The sequence below is a fragment of the Brachybacterium sp. YJGR34 genome (genome assembly GCF_003347015.1).
Lineage (GTDB): Bacteria > Actinomycetota > Actinomycetes > Actinomycetales > Dermabacteraceae > Brachybacterium.
Genome location: NZ_PNFB01000026.1, coordinates 1 through 16,974 on the forward strand (window position 1 = coordinate 1; position 16,974 = coordinate 16,974).

General features: G+C 70.4%; 15 protein-coding genes. 7 read left to right on the forward strand and 8 right to left on the reverse strand.

Annotation, left to right across the window (positions count from 1 at the left end):
- Nucleotides 1-44: 44 nt before the first annotated feature.
- The gene (locus CXH06_RS16625) at nucleotides 45-638 is read right to left on the reverse strand and encodes a DUF3043 domain-containing protein (RefSeq protein ID WP_114856318.1); all 594 of its coding nucleotides are present in this window, start codon (nucleotides 636-638) and stop codon (nucleotides 45-47) included.
- A 101-nt stretch (nucleotides 639-739) separates the two neighbouring features.
- Here CXH06_RS16625 and CXH06_RS16630 point away from each other — a divergent pair, with 101 nt between their 5' ends.
- The 6 genes from CXH06_RS16630 to CXH06_RS16655 all read left to right on the forward strand — a co-directional run bounded on the left by CXH06_RS16630 (nucleotide 740) and on the right by CXH06_RS16655 (nucleotide 6,295).
- On the forward strand, nucleotides 740-2,155 hold the full coding sequence (locus CXH06_RS16630; RefSeq protein WP_114856319.1) for a dipeptidase: 1,416 nt from the start codon (nucleotides 740-742) through the stop codon (nucleotides 2,153-2,155).
- On the forward strand, nucleotides 2,152-2,418 hold the full coding sequence (locus CXH06_RS16635; protein ID WP_114856320.1) for a hypothetical protein: 267 nt from the start codon (nucleotides 2,152-2,154) through the stop codon (nucleotides 2,416-2,418). Before CXH06_RS16630 ends, CXH06_RS16635 begins: the two co-directional genes overlap by 4 nt.
- A gap of 100 nt (nucleotides 2,419-2,518) precedes the next feature.
- Complete coding sequence (erpA, locus tag CXH06_RS16640; RefSeq protein WP_114856321.1) at nucleotides 2,519-2,875, forward strand: iron-sulfur cluster insertion protein ErpA; 357 nt, start codon at nucleotides 2,519-2,521, stop codon at nucleotides 2,873-2,875.
- A 378-nt stretch (nucleotides 2,876-3,253) separates the two neighbouring features.
- Complete coding sequence (gene coxB / locus CXH06_RS16645; protein ID WP_114856322.1) at nucleotides 3,254-4,168, forward strand: cytochrome c oxidase subunit II; 915 nt, start codon at nucleotides 3,254-3,256, stop codon at nucleotides 4,166-4,168.
- Nucleotides 4,165-5,877: a cytochrome c oxidase subunit I gene (gene ctaD, locus CXH06_RS16650; protein ID WP_114856323.1), complete on the forward strand. Its 1,713-nt coding sequence runs from the start codon at nucleotides 4,165-4,167 to the stop codon at nucleotides 5,875-5,877. The genes coxB and ctaD overlap by 4 nt, the downstream gene beginning before the upstream one ends.
- A 1-nt stretch (nucleotide 5,878) precedes the next feature.
- Nucleotides 5,879-6,295: a cytochrome c oxidase subunit 4 gene (locus CXH06_RS16655; RefSeq protein WP_114856324.1), complete on the forward strand. Its 417-nt coding sequence runs from the start codon at nucleotides 5,879-5,881 to the stop codon at nucleotides 6,293-6,295.
- 950 nt (nucleotides 6,296-7,245) lie between these two features.
- Here the strand turns inward: CXH06_RS16655 and CXH06_RS16665 are convergent.
- From CXH06_RS16665 to CXH06_RS16680, 4 genes are all read right to left on the reverse strand, one after another.
- The gene (locus tag CXH06_RS16665) at nucleotides 7,246-8,925 is read right to left on the reverse strand and encodes a cytochrome bc complex cytochrome b subunit (RefSeq protein ID WP_114856326.1); all 1,680 of its coding nucleotides are present in this window, start codon (nucleotides 8,923-8,925) and stop codon (nucleotides 7,246-7,248) included.
- Between the two features lie 4 nt (nucleotides 8,926-8,929).
- Nucleotides 8,930-9,994, reverse strand: a complete 1,065-nt coding sequence (locus CXH06_RS16670; RefSeq protein WP_114856327.1) for a ubiquinol-cytochrome c reductase iron-sulfur subunit — start codon at nucleotides 9,992-9,994, stop codon at nucleotides 8,930-8,932.
- 8 nt (nucleotides 9,995-10,002) lie between these two features.
- A complete protein-coding gene (locus CXH06_RS16675) occupies nucleotides 10,003-10,803 on the reverse strand; it encodes a c-type cytochrome (RefSeq protein ID WP_114856328.1) in 801 nt (266 codons plus the stop codon).
- 91 nt (nucleotides 10,804-10,894) lie between these two features.
- The gene (locus tag CXH06_RS16680) at nucleotides 10,895-11,629 is read right to left on the reverse strand and encodes a heme-copper oxidase subunit III (RefSeq protein WP_114856329.1); all 735 of its coding nucleotides are present in this window, start codon (nucleotides 11,627-11,629) and stop codon (nucleotides 10,895-10,897) included.
- A gap of 236 nt (nucleotides 11,630-11,865) precedes the next feature.
- Here CXH06_RS16680 and trpD point away from each other — a divergent pair, with 236 nt between their 5' ends.
- On the forward strand, nucleotides 11,866-12,948 hold the full coding sequence (gene trpD / locus CXH06_RS16685; protein ID WP_114856330.1) for an anthranilate phosphoribosyltransferase: 1,083 nt from the start codon (nucleotides 11,866-11,868) through the stop codon (nucleotides 12,946-12,948).
- Nucleotides 12,949-13,002: 54 nt separating this feature from the next.
- Here trpD and CXH06_RS16690 read toward each other — a convergent pair whose 3' ends face one another.
- The 3 genes from CXH06_RS16690 to CXH06_RS16700 all read right to left on the reverse strand — a co-directional run bounded on the left by CXH06_RS16690 (nucleotide 13,003) and on the right by CXH06_RS16700 (nucleotide 16,873).
- Nucleotides 13,003-13,284 carry an Lrp/AsnC family transcriptional regulator gene (locus CXH06_RS16690; protein ID WP_114856331.1) on the reverse strand — a complete coding sequence of 94 codons (282 nt, stop codon included), beginning with the start codon at nucleotides 13,282-13,284 and terminating at the stop codon, nucleotides 13,003-13,005.
- A gap of 48 nt (nucleotides 13,285-13,332) precedes the next feature.
- The gene (locus tag CXH06_RS16695) at nucleotides 13,333-14,988 is read right to left on the reverse strand and encodes a DEDD exonuclease domain-containing protein (RefSeq protein WP_114856332.1); all 1,656 of its coding nucleotides are present in this window, start codon (nucleotides 14,986-14,988) and stop codon (nucleotides 13,333-13,335) included.
- Between the two features lie 76 nt (nucleotides 14,989-15,064).
- Nucleotides 15,065-16,873: a long-chain fatty acid--CoA ligase gene (locus CXH06_RS16700; protein WP_114856333.1), complete on the reverse strand. Its 1,809-nt coding sequence runs from the start codon at nucleotides 16,871-16,873 to the stop codon at nucleotides 15,065-15,067.
- Nucleotides 16,874-16,974 lie beyond the last annotated feature (101 nt).

Consider the following 16,974-nt stretch of genomic DNA (forward strand, 5'->3'; position numbering starts at 1 on the left):
CGCGAGCGATCGCGTCGGCCGTTCCCGTGTGCGGGGTGCGCCCCTCAGCGCGGCTCCTGGCCGTGCTTGATCTGGGCGCGCGGCAGGCGGAAGCGGCGGATCTGGATCGCGCGCATGATGCCGTAGCCCACGAGCCCTCCGCCGACGCTGCCGAACCGCTCCGTGAGCACGCGGCGCAGCCGCCGGCGCAGCAGCAGCGCATCGACGACGCACAGCAGGATGCCGCCCCACAGCACGATGATCATGCCGGTGCTCATGAGCGTGTACAGGTCTGGGCGCACCAGCGGCATCACGAGGGCGACCAGCATGAAGACGAGGGCGACGGGGAAGAAGTACTCGGCGATGTTGTGCCGGGAGTCGACCACGTCGCGCACGAAGCGCCGCTCGGGACCGCGGTGCTGCAGGGGCATCTTCTTCTCGTCGCCGGTCATCAGCGCCTGCTGGGCCTCCGCGCGCTCCACCCGGGAGCGCTCGCGGTCGCGTCGACGCGCCTCCTTGCGGTCGTCGACCACGAGCGGACGTCGCCGGGCCGCCTCGGCCTCCTTGCGGGAGCGGGTGGGCCGCCCCTTGCTGCCGGGGCGCGCGGGCTCGGGCGCCGGTTCGGGGGTCTGGGGGGTCTCTGACTTGCGGAAGATCACCGGGGCATTCTAGGTGCACCGCCCTGTGATTCCCCGGTGCGCCGGGGTGAGATCCCTCCGCAGCAGGCGCGAAGGGGCGTCGCGGCGGTACCGTGACGCGCATGAGCTCTTCCCCCGTTCCCGAGCAGAACCCAGACCTGACCGGCGACGCCGCGGAGATCGAGGCGCTGCGTGCGCGGCTCGAGCCGCTGCTCCCGGAGGCCGTCGAGGACCTCAAGGATCTCGTCCGCATCCCCTCGATCGCCTTCCCCGGCCACGACCGCGATCCCGTGCACCGCAGCGCCGAGGCCGTGGCCGAGCTGCTGCGCGGCGCGGGCATGGACTCCGTCAGCATCGAGTCCGTCGGCGAGGGCGCCCCCGCGGTGATCGGGCGCAGCCCGGCCGCGGACGGTCGGCCCACGGTGCTGCTGTACGCGCATCACGACGTGCAGCCCACGGGCGACCCCGCGGACTGGACCACGCCGCCCTTCGAGCCCGTCGAGCGCGAGGGACGTCTGTACGGTCGCGGTGCCGCCGACGACAAGGCCGGCGTCATGGCGCACGTCACGGCGCTGCGGCTGGTGGGGGAGGAGCTCGCGCGCGACGGCGTCGGGGTCACGGTCTTCGTCGAGGGCGAGGAGGAGGCCGGCTCGCCGACGTTCCGCCCCTTCATCGAGGCGCATCGGGAGGCGCTGGCGGCCGATCTCATCGTCGTCGCCGACTCCGCGAACTGGGCCGTCGGGACCCCGGCCCTGACCACGAGCCTGCGGGGCGTCGTCGACGTCGTCGTCGAGGTGCGGGCGCTGGAGCACGCCGTGCACTCCGGGCTGTTCGGAGGGCCGGTGCTGGATGCGCTGACCCAGCTCTCCCGGCTGCTGGCCACCCTGCACGACGAGCACGGCGAGGTCGCCGTCGAGGGCCTCGTGCGCGCCCCCGATCCCGCCGTCGACATGGACGAGGCCGATTTCCGCCGGGACGCCGGCGTCCCCGACGGCCACGCGCTGTCCGGGAGCGGCCCGCTGACCGCGCGGCTGTGGGCCCGCCCGGCGCTGTCCGTGATCGGGATCGACGCGCCGAGCGTCCGTGACGCCTCGAACACGCTCGTGCCCGTCGCGCGGGCCAAGGTGTCCCTGAGGATCCCGCCGGGGGAGAGCCCCGATGCGGCGATGGAGGCCCTGGTCGGCCACCTCGAGCGGCACGCCCCGGCGACGGCCGCGGTCAGCGTCCGCCGCGGGGAGCGCGGCAAGCCCTACAGCGCCAGCCAGGGCTCGCCGGCCATGGACCTGGCCCGATCCGCCTTCGCCGCCTCGTGGCGCACCCCGGCGGTGGACACCGGTCTGGGCGGCTCGATCCCCTTCATCGCGGACCTGCTCGAGGTCTTCCCCGCGGCCGAGGTCCTGGTCACCGGTGTGGAGGATCCCGAGTCCCGAGCCCATGGCATCGACGAGTCCCTCCACCTGGGCGAGTTCGGCCGGGTCTGCCTCGCCGAGGCCCTGCTCCTGCGGGGCGCCGGCTCGCTGGGAGGGCGGCCGGCGTGAGCGCGCCGGAGCGCAGCGGCGGAGGCAGCCCGAGGGTCTCCGCGCTCATGATCCCGCTGCTGTTCCTCGGCGTCCTCATCGGATTCCTCGCCGGGTACTTCTTCCTGTGGTGGGGTCTGCTCGCGGTCCTCGCCGTCGTCATCGGGGCCGTCTCGGCGGTGCTGCGCGGAGCGAGCCGCGATGCCGCCACGGGCGCGATCCTCGGGGTGGTCCTCGGCTACGGCGGGGTGCTGCTGCTGGCCGTCTTCCGCGGCGTGCTGTGACCTCCGGCCGGGACGGCGAGCGGGATCGCGCGCCGGGCCCGTCCCCGTTCGCGGGGCACGGGGCGTATCCTGGGCGGAATCGAGCTTCGAGGAGGACCTCATGACCACGACCACCGAGCGCCCCACCGCGGCGCATGGCGTCACCCTCACGTCCGGCGCCGCGCAGAAGGTGACCACGCTGCTGGACCAGGAGGGCCGCGACGATCTGCGCCTGCGGATCGCGGTGCAGCCCGGCGGCTGCTCCGGCCTCATCTACCAGCTGTACTTCGACGAGCGCCTGATGGAGGACGATCTGGTCGCCGACTTCGACGGCGTCGAGGTGATCGTCGACAAGATGTCCAGCCCGTACCTCACCGGTGCGGTCATCGACTTCTCGGACACCATCGAGAAGCAGGGCTTCACCATCGACAACCCCAATGCGGGCAGCTCCTGCGCCTGCGGCGACTCCTTCTCCTGACACCGTCGGCCGCGGCGCGAGGCGCCCGGCCCACGAAGCTCTCGGGCCCGACCCGGTGACGATCACGTCACCCGGTCGGGCCCGATCTGCTGTGAGACCGGCAACGCCGGCATCACGGAGAGGTCACGGCGTGCGGGGCGGGCCGGGGTGCGGCGCGCCGAGGTGGTCGCAGGACGCCGCGAACCCCGTATGATGACAGGGTGCCGTCACGTGGCGGGCCCGCGGCCTGCCACGGCCTTCTCCTCAGTGAGGCGGCACGGCACGGTGGGCAGGTCCCGCCCACATCAGTACCAGCTCCGCACCGAGGAGTCGGCCCGAGGCGACGCGCCCTCGGGGAGACGACGAGGGCCGGAGACGACGAGCGGAAGGTCATTCCCTGTGATCCCCCAGGTCCCCCAGCGTGCGCGGCGCGGACGCCGCGCCGCCGCAGCAGGCCTCGCCTTGGCCACCCTGGTCCTCGCCGGCTGTACCCAGGCGCAGCAGCGTGGATTCTTGCCCGGCCCGGACGACGGCCAGGAGGTCACCAACCAGACCGAGCGGATCACGAACCTCTGGGTCGGGTCCTGGGCCGTGCTGGTCCTGGTCGGGCTCATCATCTGGGGCCTGACCATCTGGTGCGCGGTCGCCTACCGCCGCCGTCGCAACGATGCGGGATACCCCATCCAGCTGCGCTACCACGTGCCGCTCGAGCTGATGTTCACGCTCGTCCCCGTCGTCATGGTGCTGACCTTCTTCTACTTCACCCAGCGCGACGCGAACGAGATCGAGATGCACGTGGCGGAGCCGGACTACACGGTCAACGTGGTCGGCAAGCAGTGGAGCTGGGACTTCAACTACGTCGACGACGACGTGCACGAGCCGGCCGGTGTCCAGTCCTTCGCGACCGGAGAGCCGGGCGCGGCGGAGTCCCTGCCCACGCTCTGGCTCCCCGTCGACCAGACCGTCGAGTTCCAGCTCGACTCCCGCGACGTCATCCACTCGTTCTGGGTCGTGGACTTCCTGTACAAGAAGGACATGATGCCCGGGCACACCACGACCTTCCAGGTGACCCCGACGCGTGAGGGCACCTATCAGGGCAAGTGCGCGGAGCTGTGCGGGGAGTACCACTCCGACATGCTCTTCAACGTCCGCGTCGTCTCCCAGGAGGAGTTCGACGCCCACATGCAGGACCTGCGGGATCAGGGCTACGAGGGACAGCTCGGCGTGGACCTGAACCGGAACGAGGAGGAGTGGAGCATGCGAGAGCTGCATGACGAGGCCGGTCCTCGCTACACCGAGGGAGACGACGAGTGAGCACCGAGACCACCGCGGGACCGGGCACGGCGGTGCCGGCCCGCTTCGAGGAGTCCGCGCCCACGAGCAAGGGCAGGCAGTTCTTCAACCTGCTGACCACCACCGATCACAAGCTGATCGGCATGATGTACATGGGCATGGCCTTCGCGTTCTTCGCGTTCGGCGGCCTGCTCGCGCTCGGCATCCGCACCGAGCTCTGGGAGCCCGGCCTGCAGGTCGTGGTCTCCAAGGACCAGTACAACCAGCTGTTCACGATGCACGGCACGATCATGCTGCTGATGTTCGGCACGCCGCTGTTCAACGGCTTCGCGAACTACCTGGTGCCGCTGCAGATCGGCGCCGTGGACATGGCCTTCCCGCGCCTGAACATGTTCGCCTTCTGGCTGACCCTGTTCGGCTCGCTGATCGTGGTGGCCGGCTTCCTCACCCCGCAGGGTGCGGCGTCCTTCGGCTGGTTCGCCTACGCGCCGCTGTCGGACACCACCTTCTCCCCGGGGCTCGGTGGTGACCTGTGGGTCTTCGGCCTGGCCCTGCAGGGCTTCGGGACGATCCTCGGCTCGGTCAACTTCATCACCACCATCCTGTGCCTGCGCATGCCCGGCATGACCATGTTCCGGATGCCGATCTTCACCTGGAACACGCTGATCACGGCCGTGCTGGTGCTGATGGCGTTCCCGCCGCTGGCCTCCGCGCTGCTGGCGCTGGGCGCTGACCGCCGCTTCGAGGCGAACATCTTCGATCCCGCCAACGGCGGCCCGATCCTGTGGCAGCACCTCTTCTGGTTCTTCGGCCATCCCGAGGTGTACGTGCTGGCCCTGCCGTTCTTCGGCATCGCCTCCGAGATCTTCCCGGCCTTCTCGCGCAAGCCGATCTTCGGGTACAAGACCCTGGTCGGCGCGACGATCGCCATCGCCGCCCTCTCGGTGACCGTGTGGGCCCATCACATGTACACCACCGGCGCCGTCATGCTGGACTTCTTCGCCTTCATGACGATGCTGATCGCGGTCCCGACGGGCGTGAAGTTCTTCAACTGGATCGGCACGATGTGGCGGGGGTCGCTGACCTTCGAGACGCCGATGCTCTTCACCCTCGGCTTCCTGACCACCTTCGCCTTCGGCGGCCTGACCGGCGTCATCCTGTCCTCGCCGGTGCTCGACTTCCACCTCTCGGACACGTACTTCGTGGTCGCCCACTTCCACTACGTGATGGCCGGCACCGTGGTCTTCGAGATGTTCGCGGGCTTCTACTTCTGGTGGCCCAAGATGTTCGGCTACAAGCTCAGCGAGAAGATCGGCAAGATCCACTTCTGGCTGCTCATGATCGGCTTCCACATGACCTTCCTCATCCAGCACTGGCTGGGCGTGGCCGGCGCCCCGCGTCGGTACGTGAACTACCTCTACGAGGACGGGTTCGACTGGATGAACCAGATCTCCACCATCGGCGCGATCATCATGGGCGTCTCTACGCTGCCGTTCCTCCTCAACGTGGTGCTCACGCACATGAAGGGGAAGAAGGTCGAGGTCGACGATCCGTGGGGCTACGGAGCGTCGCTCGAGTGGGCCACCTCGTGCCCGCCGCCGCGCCACAACTTCCACTCCCTGCCCCGCGTCCGGTCCGAGCGTCCCGCGTTCGACCTCCACCACCCGGAGGTCGCGCTGCAGGACCACATGCTCGTCGAAGAACCCGCGAAGAACCCGAGGACCAACTGACATGAGAGCTGCTGCAAAGATCTTCTGGATCCTGGCGGTCTTCTTCCTGATCGTCACCGTCGCGTACGCCGTCATCACCGGCATGTACGAACCCCTCGGCATCGAGACCGTCGGCTTCCCGGCGTTCATCGCCGTGACGGGCCTGGCCCTGATGATCGCCATGGTGCTCAGCCTGGTGATCCGCAAGAACGAACTGGGTGCCTCGGAGGATCTGCACGCCGAGGTGGAGGACGACGCCGGCGTGCAGGGCAGCTTCGCTCCCTACAGCTGGGCGCCGCTCTGGGCGGCCATCGGCGCCGCCCTGTGCTTCCTGGGCGTGGCGGCCGGCTGGTGGATCCTCGCCTTCGGCGTCATCTTCGCCGTGTACGGCGTGCTCAGCTGGGTGCTGGAGTTCTCGACCGGCCAGCACGAGCACTGAGACCGCGCCGCCCCTCCGGGAGCGGCCTCGGACAGGGCCCCGCAGCGTGACAGCGCTGCGGGGCCCTTTCTGCATCCCCGGGGCGCGTGTCGCGGTGGAGCCGTCGCGTGCTCCCGGGCATGTCGGGGCGCCGCCGAGCACCCTGGGTGCGCGGGCAGGCCCTGGAGGCGGGGGTATCCGCGAGAACAGCGGAGTTCGGGTGTGCGGTGAGGCATCCCCGCACGGATGTCGCTCACCGGTCCCCGGAGGACGAGGACGCTCGCCGACGAGCCTCCTCGTCCTCCGGGGACCGGTGTCGGCGTCCCTGCGCCGGCGTGGGTGCCGAGCGGCAGAGCTCCCCGGTGCCGGCCCGGCGGGAGCCCGTCGGGTACCCGTGGGCGGGCATCGGCCGGAATCCCTGGTGCTACCGTGAGCGCAGCGGTGCGTCGGCACGCGGCGCGCCCGAGGCGGTGCTCCGGGCCCCGCGCAGCACCGTCCGCAGTCGAGGGGGGATCTGATGATCGGCGGCAGGTCACCGGCAACACGCGCCGAGGCGCGGATCCGCGCCGTGTTCGGAGACCGCGACGGGCTGGAGCGGGGACGGCTCTGGGCCGTGGAGACGCTGTCCCGGGAGGGCCTGGACCCCCGGAAGCGTCCGCTGCGCTCTGTGCGCGCCCTGTGCCGCGCGCAGAGCGGTCTCGGGCCGACGGCTGCCCGCTACCTCGTCGAGGCGGCCGCGGGACGCTTGTCCGCTCGCCCCTCCGGGCCCCCGAGTCCGCACCTCGACTGACCGCGGTCGCCCGCGTGCCGGCCCGATGGTCGCACGGCGATGACAGTGGGCCTGCGATGTGGCCCGAGCGCCGTGGCCCCCACCCGTCGTCCCCGGAAGCCGCAGCCGACAGCGACGGGCCCCGAGGAGATGCTCCTCGGGGCCCGTCGACGGGGTGCGGCGGCTCAGCGCCGTGCCGTCATCAGTGCACGGCCTTCTCCGCGGGGGTGCGGTAGTCGCCACCGGTGAGTTCGTCGAGCTCGTGCTTCTCGTGCTCGGCGTGGGCGATCGCCTCGCGCAGCTCGGCCGGGGTGATCGGCTCGATCCGATCCTTGAAGAAGAAGCTCGTCGCCTTCGCCCGAAGCGAGGAGACGCCCTTGCCCGCGGAGAGCGGACGGTAGTCGTCGTGCTGCACGAGCACCCAGCGCTCGTAATCGCTGAGCGGCGCGTGGACCTCGAGCATGTCACCGGTCTCGGTGCGGACCACGCGGGAGGTCTCCTTGCCGTGCAGGGCGAGGTTGCGCTTCTGCCGCTGGATCGACAGGCACAGCCGCTTCGTGATGTAGAACGACAGGACCGGGACCACGAAGATGCCGATGCGGAAGGCCCAGGTGAGGTCGTTGATCGACAGGTGCAGGGCGATCGCGATGAGGTCGTTCGTCGCGGCCAGGGCGAGGATCAGGTAGGTCATGATCCAGGAGACGCCGAAGGCGGTGCGGACCGGGGCGTTGTACGGCAGGTCCAGCACGTGGTGCTCGCGGTCGTCGCCGGTGACCCAGGCCTCGATGAACGGGTAGAGGGCGAGCACCGCCAGCAACGCGCCGTAGATCGCCATCGGGATCAGCATGTTCAGCGAGATCACGTACCCGAAGATCGTGAACTCCCAGCCGGGGATCAGACGGAGTCCGCCGTCGGTCCACAGCATGTACCAGTCGGGCTGGGATCCTGCGGACACGGGGGAGGGGTCGTAGGGGCCGTACACCCATACCGCGTTGATCGCCGTCGTCGCGGAGATCAGCGTGATGATGCCGAACACCAGGAAGAAGAAGCCGCCGGCCTTCGCGGCGTACACCGGCAGCACCGGGAAGCCCACGACGTTGCGCTCGGTGCGGCCCGGGCCGGGGTACTGGGTGTGCTTGTGCCACACGACCATCACCAGGTGGATGACGATCAGACCGAGAATCATCGCCGGCACCAGCAGGATGTGGATCGTGAACAGGCGCGGGATGATGGCCGTGCCCGGGAACTCGCCGCCGAACAGGAGCATCGACAGGTAGGTGCCGACGATCGGGATGGCCTTCATGAGGCCGTCGATGACGCGCAGACCGTTGCCGGAGAGGACGTCGTCCGGGAGGGAGTAGCCGGAGAACCCGGCCACCATGCCCAGGATCATCAGCGTGAAGCCCACCAGCCAGTTGAGCTCGCGGGGCTTGCGGAACGCGCCGGTGAAGAACACCCGGAACATGTGCACGAAGATCGCGACCATGAAGACCAGGCAGGCCCAGTGGTGCATCTGCCGGAACAGCAGTCCGCCCTTGACCTCGAAGGAGATCTCCAGCGTGGACTCGAAGGCCCGGGACATCGTGGCGCCCTGCAGCGCCTCGTAGGGCCCGCTGTAGACGACCTCCTCCATGGAGGGGTCGAAGAACATCGTCAGGAAGGTGCCCGAGATCAGCAGGATGACGAAGCTGTAGAGCGCCACCTCGCCGAACATGAACGACCAGTGGTCGGGGAAGATCTTGCGGGCGAACTCCTTGACGAGTCCGCCGCCGGAGACGCGCTGGTCGAGCCAGTCGCCGCCGATCGCACCGAGCTTGTACGCGCGCGAGGTGCCCTCGCCGTCGGAAGCCTGCTTCCGGGAGCTGGGAGTCGTGGTCGTCATGTGATCACTTGTCCTTGTGGATGTTCCAGAAGCTGGGCCCGATCGGTTCGGTGAAGTCGCCGGGAGCCACCAGGTAGCCCTCGTCGTCCACCTCGATCGGCAGCTGGGGGAGCGGACGGTGCGCCGGGCCGAAGATCACCTTGGCGCCGTCGGTGACGTCGAAGGTGGACTGATGGCAGGGGCACAGCATGTGGTGGGTCTGCTGCTCGTACAGCGCCACGGGGCAGCCCACGTGGGTGCAGATCTTCGAGAACGCGAGGACGCCGTCGACGCCCATGTTCATGCTGTCCTCGTTCTGGGCGAGCTTCGGGTCGATGCGGACGATGACCGCCGCGGCCTTGGCACGCTCCTCGAGGTGATGCGGGGTCTCGTGGGTGAGGCCCTCGGGCATGACGTGGAAGATCGAGTTCATCGCGACGTCCGACAGCTTGATCGGGGTGCCGTCGTGGTCCCGCGCGAGACGCTGGCCGGGGTTGTGGCCCCAGAAGGTGTGATGGAGCTTGTTGCCGGGCAGCGGACCCAGGGTCGACAGCGGCGCCAGCACGGCGATCGGGAGCGCGGCGAAGGCCGCGACCATGCCGGTGACAATCACGGGGCGGCGGGCGATGCCCGACTCGGCGAGGCCGTCGGTGATCATGGTGGCCGCGGTCTCGCGCGTCTCGTCGGAGCTGCGGATGTCGTGGCGCTCCTCGACCATCTCCTCATCGGGCATGAGGGTCTTGGCCCAGTGCACGGCGGCGGCGCCGATGAAGAACACGGCGGCGGCGAAGCCGAGCCCGGTGACGAGGTTCGACCACCACAGCGCGCGGGGCGTGCCCTCCTCCGCGAAGATGTTCGTCCCGGTGGGGGTGACGAGGAAGTACGCGCCGATGAAGACGACCGTGCCGAGGATGCTCAGCAGGAACATCGCGGCCACGAGGCGCTCGGCCCGCTTCTGCGCCGGCACGGAGTCGTCCGCCTGGCGGTGGGTGTGCGGGGGCAGACCCGGGTTGGGGAAGCCCCCGCCCTCCTTGGGGGCGATCGCGCTGACGCCGCGGGCGGGGGAGGTGCCGTCGAGGTTGGTGTTCATGCTCGCATTCACTTGGCCTTCGCCCCCAGCCACACAGCCGTGCCGAGGAGCAGGGACAGGATGATCGTCCACGCGTACAGGCCCTCGGTCACAGGACCGAGCGAGCCGAGCGAGACGCCGCCCGGGGAGCCGGTCTCCTCCAGGCTCTCCAGGTAGGTGATGACGTCGCGCTTGTCCTCGGGGGACAGGTTCGTCTCGTTGAAGACCGGCATGTTCTGCGGGCCGGTCTCCATGGCCTCGTAGACATGCTTGGGGTCCAGACCGGTGACCTCCGGGGCGTACTTGCCCCGGGTCAGGGCGCCGCCCGCGCCGGCCGCGTTATGGCACATCGCGCAGTTGATGCGGAAGATCTCTCCGCCCTGGGTGGCATCGCCCTGGCTGGTGTCCAGCCACTCCTCGTCCGGCACCGCGGGGCCGGGGCCCAGGGAGGCGACGTAGGCGGCGAGCTGACGGGTCTGCTCCTCCGTCATCTGCGGCGGCTTGCGATCCGCCTGGGCGCCCGCACGCTGCATGGGCATGCGGCCCGTGCCCACCTGGAAGTCGACCGCGGCGGCGCCGACACCGACCAGCGAGGGGCCCAGCGTCGAGCCGTCGGCCTCGGTGAGGCCCTCGGCGTTGCGGCCGTGGCAGGTCGCGCAGTTGGCGAGGAACAGGGCCTCGCCCGCCTCGACGTCGTCCTGCGTGTAGGCCTCGGCCTGAGCCGTCTGCGGCTGCAGGGCCGCGTACAGCCCGCCGGTCGCGACGAGCGCGAGCAGCAGGATCACGAGTAGCGCCATCGGGTGATGACGACGTGCGGCGAGAGCCTTCACGGTTCGGACCTCGATTCGTGGAGGGGACGGACGGGGGAGGGAAGGACAGCTGGGTGGTGGCCGGGCTCGGGGCGCGGCTCGGTCGCGGAGATCAGAAGATGCTCCACTCGAAGTCGACCGGGATGATGTGGTCGGGGCTGATCGAGGTCATCATCGGGTCGAGCAGGTAGACCACGAAGAAGAGCACGATCCAGACGATGTCCACGAAGTGCCAGTAGTACGAGATGCAGATCGCCGAGACCTGCTCATGGGTCGTGAACTTCTCCGCGACGTAGGCGCGCATGAGGACCATCAGGAAGCCGATCAGGCCGCCGATGACGTGCAGGCCGTGGAAGCCGGTGGCGAGGTAGAAGATCGAGCTGAACGGCGAGGACGACATCGTCACGCCGTGGTGGACGAGCTCGGTGTACTCGTACGCCTGGCCGGCCACGAAGATCGCGCCCAGGATGAAGGTGAGGGTGTACCACTCGATCATCCCCCAGCCGGCGACGTTCAGCAGCGAGCCCTCGCGGCGCTTGCGGGGCGGGAACGGCGTGCCGCCGGGGAAGCGGCCCTCGGCGAGGAAGACGCCGATCTGGCAGGTGACGGAGCTCAGCACCAGGATGGTGGTGTTGAGCAGGGCGAAGCCGTGGGTGAAGTTCGACTGTCCGTCCGCGAAGGTCTCCGGCGCCATCGAGCGCAGGGTGAAGTACATCGCGAACAGACCGCCGAAGAACATCAGCTCGCTGGCGAGCCAGACGATCGTGCCGATCTGCGTCGGGTTCGGGCGGCCCACCGCAGGTGCTGCAGCGGGGGCAGGGCGCTCAGGCAGGGTCGCAGTAGTCACGTCACCATTATGTCGCGTGGTCAGATTCGGTGTGCCGGTACACGACGGCCGGCCACATCGCGGGGCCTGCGCCCCGGGCGGACCGGGCCAGCATATCTCTGATGACGGCGTGTCACGAACCGGAACACGGGTCTGATCGGCCCGGGCGCTCGCCCCCGTGCGGCGGCGTGACCTTTCCGTGATCCGATCGGTGACCAGGGCGACGTCGGGCGGGCCGGAAGTGCGATGATCGGAGCATGAGCGAGAACACTCCCACCTGGTCCCGGATCACGGCGCGCCTCGTGCGCGGCGAGGAGCTCGACGCCGCGGAGACCACCTGGGCGATGGACGAGGTGATGTCCGGATCGGCGAGCGCGGTGCAGCTCGCGGGCTTCCTCGTGGCCCTCCAGGCCAAGGGTGTGACCAGCGGCGAGCTCGAGGCCCTGGCCGATGCGATGGTCGCCCACGCCCGGCCGGTGCGCGCCACCGATCACGCGGTCGACATCGTCGGGACCGGCGGGGACCTCGCCCACACCGTGAACATCTCGACGATGGCGTCGATGATCATCGCCTCCACCGGGCGCACCGTCGTCAAGCACGGCAACCGCTCCTCGAGCTCGAGGAGCGGATCGGCCGACGTGCTCGAGGTGCTCGGGATCCGGCTCGACCTGCCCGTGCCGGTGGTCGAGGAGCTCGTGGACCGGATCGGGATGACCTTCCTCTTCGCCCAGGTGTTCCATCCCTCGATGCGGTACTTCGCCGAGGCCCGCAAGGGCCTGGGGATCCCCACCGTGATGAACGTCCTGGGGCCGATCACGAACCCTGCACGACCGCGGGCCGGCGCCGTCGGGGTCGCCGACGCCGCCCTCGCCCCGATCGTGGCGAGGGTGTTCGCCGCGCGCGGCAGCAGCGCGCTGGTCTTCCGCGGTCAGGACGGGCTCGACGAGCTGACCGTGACCGCGCCCGCGGACCTCTGGGAGGTGCGTGGCGGGCAGGTGCGTCGGCACGTGCTGGATCCCGTCGCGCTCCTGGGCATCCCCCGCAGCGAGCACGACGCCCTGCGCGGCGGGAGCGCCGAGGAGAACGCGGAGGTGGTCCGCTCGCTGTTCGCCGGGGACAGGGAGGGACGCATGGGCCCCATCCGGGATGCCGTGCTGCTCAACGCCGCGGCCGGGGTGCTCGCCTTCGACGGCATCGACCAGGCGGCCTCCGACGGCTTCGAAGCGCGCTTCGCGCACTCGTTCGAGGAGGCGCGCGAGGCGCTCGACTCCGGCCGTCCCGCGGTCCTGCTCGAGCTCTGGGCGGAGGCCTCCCAGGAGGCCTCCGTCACCGGGGGCTGAGACACCGGGGCCCGGCCGCAGGGCGCGGCGCGCCCTGCGGCGGACGGCGCGGGATCAGCCGTCGATGCCGAGATCGAAGGCGGCGTCGAGGTCCCGCGAGGAGTAGGTCTTGAAGGCGATGTTCGTCGTCGTGTCCAGCACGCCGTCGACCTTGCTCAGCTGGGCGGCGATGACCGCGGCGAGGTCCTCGTGGGCGCGCACCCGGACGACGGCGATGAGATCGACGTCCCCGGTGACGGAGTAGACCTGCTCGACGCCCTCGATGTCGACGATCTCCTGGGCGACCTCGGGGATGCGGCTGGGCTCGACGACGATCGAGACGATGGCGGTGATCATGTCTGCTCCTTGTTCGGGGCGCCGAGGCGCCGGGACGATGCCCCGAGCCTATGCCCCGGACGTGACCGTGGTCCGTGCGAAGCGCTCTGCGAGATGCTCGACCTCGAAGCGGGCCCGGGCGGGCACCTGCCAGGCGCCCTCGGCGAGCACGGTCCGGACGCCCTCTCCCTCGAGCCAGGACAGCAGGATCTCCGCCTCCTGGTGGTAGCCGTGGCACAACGGGGCGGCGTGCTCCGCCTCGCCGATCCCGGTGATCGCGAGCGACCGGGCGAAGGGCACCGGATCCTTGCCCGAGGGGACCAAGGTGGTGCCGGAGAAGCGGCCGTGACGGACGGCGAGGAGCTCCCAGCCGCGCCCCCCGATCACGGCCTCCGTGCTGGGGCGGGCGGCGATCAGCAGGGGCACCTCGGCGATCGCCCGGAGTCGGGAGGCACGCCGCGCGGCGGCGAGATAGGTCTGGGCGAGACGGCGGAGCGTCTCCGCCTCCTCGTACCGACCGGCCTCGACCTGGGCCCGCAGACGGGCGGCCACGTGGTCGAGGACCTCGCGGGGGTCCTGCACCATGGCACGGCGGATCCGGTCGTGGTGACGGGGCTCGTGAGCGGCCTCCGCGCCCGCGCGCTCGAGCCCGGCCCCGCGCCCCAGCACGGCATCGGTGAGCAGACCACGCAGCGGGGTGATGTCGTGACGGGAGGTCAGCGGTCCGATCTGCGCGGAGCCGTCCGCCTCCGTGCGGGCGATCCGCGCACCGCGCAGTCCCTCCGTGCCGGCGCCGAGCCGCAGCCAGTTGGCGGTCTCGGGGGAGAGGCCGTGGCGGTTCGAGGGGGGCTTCTCGCGGGCGATGATGCGCAGCTCGCGGACCGCCGCCTCGGTGGCGGTGGCGCATTCGATGAGCCTCAGGGACTCCGCCCGCGGCAGCATGTCCAGCACCTTGCGCCGGGTCTCGGCGGCCGTGAAGTAGGTGCGCACCCGGGTGCGCAGGTTCCCCGAGGTGCCCACGTACAGCACGGCGCCGTTCGCGTCGAGGAACTGGTAGACGCCGGGCACCGGGGGGACGTCCGCGGCCAGGTGCTTCTTGCGCAGCTGGACCGGGGTGGCGCGGCGGTGCGCGGAGGTCAGGTCCTCGAGGGTGGCGGCGGAGGGACCGAGGCGCTCGATGATCGCGTGGAGGACGTCGACCGTGGCGCGGGCGTCGGAGAGCGCCCGGTGGTCCGGTGTGATGCTCGCGCCCACGTGCGCGGCGAGGGTGGAGAGCTTGTGATTGCGCACCTCGTCGCGGCGGAAGACGGTCCGCGCGAGGGCCAGGGTGTCCACAACGGTCGGGGAGGGCCAGGTGACCTCGCAGGCGGCGGCCTGCGCGCTGAGGAAGGAGATGTCGAAGCGCGCGTTGTGCGCGACCAGTGCGGCACCGGCCGCGAAGTCCAGGAACATCGGCAGCACCGTGCCGACGGCCGGCGCGCCCGCGACCGTGGCGTCCGTGATGCCGGTGAGGGCGGCGATGTAGGCCGGGATGGGGCGTTCGGGATCCACGAAGGTGCGGAACTCGCCGAGCACCTCCCCGCCGCGCACCTTCACCGCCCCGATCTCCGTGATCACGTCGGCGGTGGGGTCGGTGCCGGTGGTCTCGAGGTCGACGACCACGAGCGTGGCCTCCGCCAGCGGGGTGCCGAGATCGTCGAAGCTCAGCTGACGGCGTGCGGGCATGGAGGCAGACTACGGCGCCGCCCCGACAGTCCGGGACGGCGCCGATCGGCCTCGGCGGGACGGAGGCGCGGCGCCGTCAGCTCGCCGGCTTCGAGCCGGAGTAGATCCGCTCGATCACCGGCGCCATGTCCTGGACGACCACGTTGCGCTTGAGCTTGAGCGACGGGGTGAGATAGCCGTTCTCCTCCGTGAAGTCCGAGTCGATGATCTCGAAGGCGCGGATCGACTCGGCCCGGGAGACGGTCTCATTGGCCGTGTCGACGATCTTCTGCAGCTCGTCGTGGATCCGCTGGTCCTGGGCGGCCTCGGCCACCGTCATCTCCGGCAGGCCGTTGTTCGCCAGCCAGGTCGAGAGCATCTCCGCGTCCAGGGTCAGGATCGCGGCGACGAACGGCTTCTGGTCGCCGATCACCACGCACTGGCTGACCAGCGGGTGCGCACGCAGCTGGTCCTCGAGCTGGGCCGGGGAGACGTTCTTGCCACCGGCGGTGACGATGACCTCCTTGCGGCGCCCGCTGATCGTGATGTTGCCCGCATCGTCCAGGGATCCCAGGTCGCCGGTGCGGAACCAGCCGTCGCGCAGCACCTCCGCGGTGGCCTCGGCGTTGCGGTGATAGCCCTTGAACACCATGACCCCCTTGACGAGGATCTCGCCGTCGTCGTCGATCGCGACGGTGGCGCCGGGCAGGGGAGGCCCGACGGTGCCCGGGCGCACGTCCCACGGGAGGTTCACGCTGACGGGGGCGGTGGTCTCGGTGAGGCCGTAGCCCTCGAGGATCGTCACCCCGATGCCGCGGAAGAAGTGGGACAGCCGAGCCCCGAGCGGCGCCCCGCCCGAGACCGCCCACTGGACGCGCCCGCCCATCGCCCCGCGCAGCTTCCCGTAGACGAGCCTGTCGAACAGGGTGTGCTTGAGCCGCAGGCGGAGCGGGACTCGGCCGGCGGAGAGCGCCGTCGAGTAGGCGACGGCGGTGTCCGCCGCGGCGGTGAAGATCTTCCCGCGCCCGCCGGCGATCGCCTTGGCCTCGGCCCCGTTGTAGACCTTCTCGAAGACGCGGGGGACGGCCAGCAGGAAGGTGGGCCGGAAGGCGGCGAGGTCCGGCAACAGGTTCTTGGTGTCCGGGGTGAACGCGGTGGTCACGGGCCAGGCGGCGGCGAGCACGGTGAGCAGCCGCGCGAAGACGTGCGCCATCGGCAGGAACATCAGCATCCGGGAGCCCGGGGGGAGCACGTGCTGCCCCAGCAGGTTCACGGCGCTGCGCGTGGTGTCCACGAAGTTCGCGTGGGTGAGCTCGGCGCCCTTGGGGCGGCCCGTGGTGCCGGAGGTGAAGATGATGGTGGCCACGTCCTCGAGTCGGCGCGAGACGCGCCGGGACTCGAGCTCCTCGTCGCTGATGTCGGCGCCGCGGCGCCCGAGCTCCTCGAGGATGCCGTCGTCGAGCACGCCGATGTGCTCGAGCGCGGGGAGCTCCCCGCGCACGGACTCCACGTCCTCGCGATGCCGCGTCGACTCCACGAGGATGTACTTCGCGGAGGACTCCGAGGCGATCCACTGGATCTGGCTGGGGGAGGAGGTCTCGTAGATCGGCACGCTGACGGCCCCTACCCACCACACGGCCCAGTCCACCAGGGCCCATTCGTAGCGGGTGCGGGAGAGGATCCCGACCACGTCGCCGGACCCGACCCCGGAGGCGATCAGGCCCTTGGCGAGCCGCTTGACCTCGTCGACGAAGTCGGCGGTGCTCAGGGGGAGGTAGGAGCCGTCGGGCTGGACGCGCTCGAAGATCGGCACCGAGGGGCTCGCGCGCAGACGGCCGAGCAGGAGATCCGTCGTGTTCTCCTCCGGGCGGCTCTCGTGCTGCTGGGGCGTGGTGAACTGCTTCATCGAATCTCCTTCGATCCGGGCCGGTGCACCAGTCCGGCGAGCCGGACGCCTGCCCGGAAGCGCTGGTGGTGTCGTCCCGATCCTACGGCAGGGCCCTCTAC